Source organism: Streptomyces beijiangensis (genome assembly GCF_017315755.1).
GTDB classification, from domain to species: Bacteria; Actinomycetota; Actinomycetes; order Streptomycetales; family Streptomycetaceae; genus Streptomyces; species Streptomyces beijiangensis.
This window is the reverse complement of record NZ_JAFLRJ010000178.1, coordinates 1-5,192: the sequence shown is the minus strand read 5'-3', so window position 1 is coordinate 5,192 and position 5,192 is coordinate 1. Positions and strand designations below refer to the sequence as shown.

At 71.4% G+C, this 5,192-nt stretch carries 3 protein-coding genes; 1 reads left to right on the top strand and 2 read right to left on the bottom strand.

Features of this window, described 5'->3' with window-relative positions; genetic code table 11:
• Positions 1-70: 70 nt before the first annotated feature.
• Both J0695_RS19725 and J0695_RS19720 read right to left on the bottom strand, forming a co-directional pair.
• A complete protein-coding gene (locus tag J0695_RS19725; protein WP_206963423.1) occupies positions 71-1,300 on the bottom strand; it encodes a cytochrome P450 family protein in 1,230 nt (409 codons plus the stop codon).
• 157 nt (positions 1,301-1,457) lie between these two features.
• Positions 1,458-1,694: a hypothetical protein gene (locus tag J0695_RS19720; RefSeq protein WP_206963422.1), complete on the bottom strand. Its 237-nt coding sequence runs from the start codon at positions 1,692-1,694 to the stop codon at positions 1,458-1,460.
• A 283-nt stretch (positions 1,695-1,977) separates the two neighbouring features.
• Between J0695_RS19720 and J0695_RS19715 the strand changes: the two genes are divergently transcribed.
• A partial coding sequence (locus J0695_RS19715; protein WP_206963421.1) for a type I polyketide synthase occupies positions 1,978-5,192 on the top strand: 3,215 nt, incomplete at its 3' end.

Sequence of the window (5,192 nt, the reverse complement as noted above, 5' to 3'; positions counted from 1 at the left end):
GGGTGAGGGGTGGGACGGCACTGGTGCCGTCCCACCCCTCACCCCCTCATCTGTTTGTCGCCCGGCGTCGTCAGGGCGCCCCGGTCAGGTGTACGGGCAGGGTGCGGTGGCCGTTGAGCATGAACGTGGCGGTGGGTTCGAGGTCGGCGGCCGGGACCGCGAGGGACAGCGAGGGGAAGCGCGTGAACAGGGCCGCGAGGGCGGTGGTGGCCTGCATCCGGCCCAGTGGCGCCCCGATGCAGTAGTGGTATCCGTGGCCGAATGCCAGGTGTTGCTTGGTGGCACGGGTGACGTCGAATTCCTCGGCCGTGGCGCCGTGCAGGTCCGGGTCGCGGCCGGCGGCACCGAAGGAGATGAGGATGGGGTCGCCCTGGGCGATCCTCACTCCGTCCAGTTCCATGTCGGCGACCGCGTAGTGGAGCGGCAGGTGTTCGACCGGGCTGTCCGCACGGAGCGTCTCCTCGACGACGTCGTCCCAGCCGGCCTGCCCCTCCTGTACGAGGTGGAGCTGGTCGGGGTGGATGAGCAGGGCGGCCACTGCGTTGGAGATCAGCTCCAGCACGGTCAGGTGCCCCGCACGCAGCAGGGTGAGCACGGTGCTTTCGAGTTCGTCCTCGGACAGCCGGGAGCCGTCGTCGGCGCGCACCGTGATGAGGTCGGTGATCACGTCCTCCCCGGGCTCCCGCTGTTTCTCCGTGACCAGCTCGGTGGCCAGGCGCCGCCAGTCGGCGGCGCTCGCCCCTGCGGTCCCGGGGCTCGCGGCACCGTAGGCGACCAGGTCGATGAGGCGGCCCGCCGCAGGCCGCAGCCGGTCGGGAACTCCCAGCAGGTCGCAGATGACCCGGGCCGGCAGCGGGTGGGCGAACTGCGCCCGCAGATCGACCACTTCGCCCCGCGGGACCTGCGCAAGGCGGTCGAGCAGGTCGGCGGTGGCCTTCTCGACGGAAGGACGCATCAGCGCGACCCGGCGGCCGGTGAATCCGTCGGCGAGCAGTTTCCGCAGACGGGCATGTTCCTGTCCGTAGGCGTTGGTGATGCTCCGCGACGCGACCCAGGTGATCAGCGGCCAGTCCGGTGGGATCTCCCCGTTGATGAACGCGGGCCAGTGCTGGTAGGCGTCCCGGGAGACCCGGGGGTCGGCCAGCAGCCGGCGGGCCGCGCTGCAGCCGGTGACCGACCACGCCAGCACCCCACCCGGCAACTCGACGCGGGTCACCGGTCCCCGCCGGCGGATCCGTGCGGACTCGGCATGGATGTTCTGGCCGAGAGGGTCAAGAACGATAGGTGCCGGCTCGGTCATCGATCCCTGCTTTCTGCTGGCTGACAGCTGCTGGAACGGGTCGGGGGCTGGAACGGGTCGGGGTGCGGAGGGGCGCTGACGGCCGTGCGACGCCGCCGGGCCTGACGGCGCGCCGGGCCGGAGCCTGGTCGGGACGGTGCGCTGCGGCCGGGCATGCTCATCCGCCGTGCGGGCACACCCGCACGGCGATCTTGTCGATGCAGACGGCCGCGGCCAGCAGGGCGAGATAGGTCCAGCCGCGGCTGGAGAGGCTGGCGATACCCACCGCGAGCCCGGCCAGGGTGAGACACAGCGGCTTCAGCAGGCCGCGTGCGGCCTGCGGGCGATCCGGGCGATCCGGCGCAGCGGTGCGCGGGCCGCGCACCCGGATGCCGTGCGCGTGATGACTCACCATCCCCCCTAAGTCATCAATTGATGAATCAAAATCCAATGGACCATCTCACCTGGATGCGCCGATGACAAGGGCGCATCGGGTTCTCGCGTCACCGCAGGCGGTGCGGCACCGGCCGGCCCGGAAGCGGCGCCCCTGTACGGGAGTTGATGAGCTCCGTTGACCGAGCGACTCAACGTGCGTAGAGTTCAACGGTCGATGAAATCATCATGTGGTGACCGGGGTTGCCGGCGATCCTCGCGGGCGGCCCCAGCTCCGCAGACCTGTGGGACGAGGGGGAATGACGGTGCCGGACAACCGGGAAGGCCGTGAATCTACTGCGGCCGCTCCGCTGCGGATCGCTCGCCCGAGCGACATCGCGATCGTCGGCGTCGGTCTGCGCTTCGCGGGCGGAGTACGCGACCTCGGCGCACTGTGGCAAGTGATCCTGCAGGGCGCGGACGTGACGTCCGAAGTGCCACAGGACCGCTGGGGCCCGCAGTTCTACAGCAGCGACCGCGACCAACCCGGCGCCATGTACTGCCGGCGAGGCGGCTTCCTCGAAGACGTCGACACCTTCGACGCCCGGTTCTTCGGCATCACCCCCCGAGAAGCAGCGGAGATGGACCCCCAGCACCGGCTGCTCCTGGAAACCGCATGGGCGGCCATGGAGGACAGCGGCGTGCCCCGGGAGCGCTGGGCCGGCACCCGCACCGGAGTCTTCGCCGGCATCCTCGGCGCCGACTACACCCTGCTGCAGGCAAAGACCGCCGGCCCCACCGGCATCAACGCGCACTACGCCAGCGGCAAGGAGGCCAGCTTCGGGGTCGGACGCATCGCGTACACCTTCGGACTCCACGGGCCCTGCATGATGCTCAACTCGGCCTGCTCCTCCTCCCTGCTGGCCGTGCACCTCGCCTCACAGGCGCTGCGCGCCGGCGAGTGCGACGCCGCACTCGCCGGCGGCGTCAACCTCATGCTCGCGCCCGAACTGAGCATCTTCATGAGCAAAATCCAGGCGCTGTCCCCGACCGAGGTCTGCCGGCCGTTCGACGCCGACGCCGACGGAGTGGTCCGCGGCGAGGGCTGCGGCGTCGTCGTCCTCAAGCGCTACGCCGACGCGGTAGCCGACGGCGACCGGATATGGGCCGTCATCAAGGGCAGCGCCACCAACCACGACGGTCACAGCGCCGGCCTCATCGCGCCGAACGCGGCCGCCCAGGAGATGCTGCTGCAGTCGGCACTCGCCAGCGCCGACCTCACCGCAACCGACATCGACTACGTCGAGGCCCACTGCACCGGCACCCCGCTCGGCGACCGGCTCGAGGTCAGCGCCCTGACCTCCGTGCTCGGGGCCGGGCGTCCGGCGGATCGCCCCCTGCTCATCGGCTCCCACAAGGCCAACTTCGGTCACACCGACTCCGCGGCCGGCATTCTCGGGCTGCTCAAGGCCATGCTGGTGGCGCGGCACGGCGTGGTGCCACCGCAGATCAACGTGGCCCAGCCGATGGATCTGGTCACCCGGAAGGAAACAGGGGTACGCGTCGCGACCGCACCGACGCCGATTCCCGGTGACGGCCCCCGCCATGTCGGGGTGAGCGCCTTCGGGCTCTCCGGCACGAACGTCCACGTAGTCCTCGCCTCCCCGCCCGCCGCACCCCAGCAGGCGGCAGCGGCCGAGACGGCTGCACCGGTGCCGGTACTGCTGGTGTCCGGACCGACACCAGACGCCCTGGCCGCCCAGGCGGCCGCCTACCGCGACCGGTTCACCGACAGCCAACCGGGCGACCTGGCAGGCCTCCTGCACAGTGCCGCAGTCCGCCGCACCCACCACGACTACCGCCTCGCGGTGGTCGGCGAGACCGGACGGGACCTGGCCGAGTCCCTCGACGCCCACCTGTGCGGGGATTCACGCCCCGGGACGGCGGCAGGAGACGTGCTCGGCGGACGACCCGCACGCATCGTCCACGCCTTCTCCGGCCAGGGCTCGCAGTGGCCCGGGATGGGGATGGACCTCTACCGGACCCAGCCGCTCGTGCGTGAGGCACTCGACGAATGCGACGCCCTGGTCCGCGAGTTCGGCGGATGGTCGCTGCTGGAGGAGATCGCACGGACCGACAACAGCAGACTGGCCGAGACCCGGATCGCCCAGCCCGCGATCTTCGCGATACAAGTCGCCCTGACCCGGCTGTGGACATCATGGGGGCTTCCCCCGACCGCGGTGATCGGGCACAGCGTCGGCGAGATCGCCGCGGCACACACCGCCGGCACCATCGACCTGCGCAGCGCCGTCCACCTCGCGGTGAACCGCGGACGCATCATGCAGGAGGCAACCGGGTCGGGACGGATGACGCAGGTGGACCTGCCCGCCGACCAGGTACGCACCGCACTGCGCCCGCTCGGCAGCGCCGTCACCATCGCCGCGGTGAACGGACCGAGCACCGTCGTCATCGCCGGCCCCGCCGACGCGATGGCACGAGCGATCGCCCACCTCAAGCGGCGCGGCGCGACCTGCCAGCCACTGGGAGTCGACTACGCCTTCCACAGCAAGGCAGTGCACCCGCACGGCGACCAACTGGAACAGCAGCTCGCCGGCCTCACGGCCGCACCCCCCACCCTCACCCTGCTCTCCAGCGTGGATCCCGACACGGACAACCCCGTGACGGACGCCTCCTACTGGGGCCGCAACGTCCGTGACAGCGTCCAGTTCTGGCCCGCCGTCGACCGGCTCCTCACCAGGAAAGACGCACTCTTCATCGAGATCGGCCCCCACCCCGTACTCTCCCGGCCGCTGCGCGCAGCGCTGGCACACCGCAGCCGCGCCGGCTCGGTCGTGTCCTCCCTGACCCGCGGCAAACCCGGCACGCTGACCCTGGCCACAGCCCTCGCAGGGCTCTACCCGCTGGACGCGGCCGTGGACTGGAACGCCGTACAGGGCCCCTCGCACCCCTACGTGCCCCTGCCGCCCGTGCAGTTGGCCGGCGAACGGCACTGGCTGGCAGGCATCGAGCGCGGCGACCAGGGGGAGACGGCCGGGCACCTCGCAGCCGACGGACTGCGCGCCGAAGTGCGCCTGTTCGACGGCGCACAGCGGCTGGTCGCCACCCTGGACGGTCTGACGACCGCACCGGGCACCACACCCCCGGCCCCGACAGCGGTGAAAGCCGCCGCACCCGCCCCCACCGCACGAGTCAGGCCCACTGCGGCACCCGCCCCGGCACCGATCCCCGCACCGCAGGCAGCCGAGCCCGCAGGAGCGGCCCGCCCGGGCGGTCTGAGCGTCGAGCGCACCGCACGGACCGTCGGCCGGATCGCCGCCGAGGTCCTCGGCATCGGCACCGGCCAGCGCCTGTCGCGGGTGCGCGGCTTCTACGAGCTGGGCTTCGACTCGTTCTCGATCGTGCAGTTCGTCAACCGGCTGCGTACGGAATTCGGTGTGGAGTTGCCGGTCGGCGCCGGACTCGACCACCCCAGCATCGACGAAATGACGCAGCACATCGTTGCGACACTCGCCGCACAGCC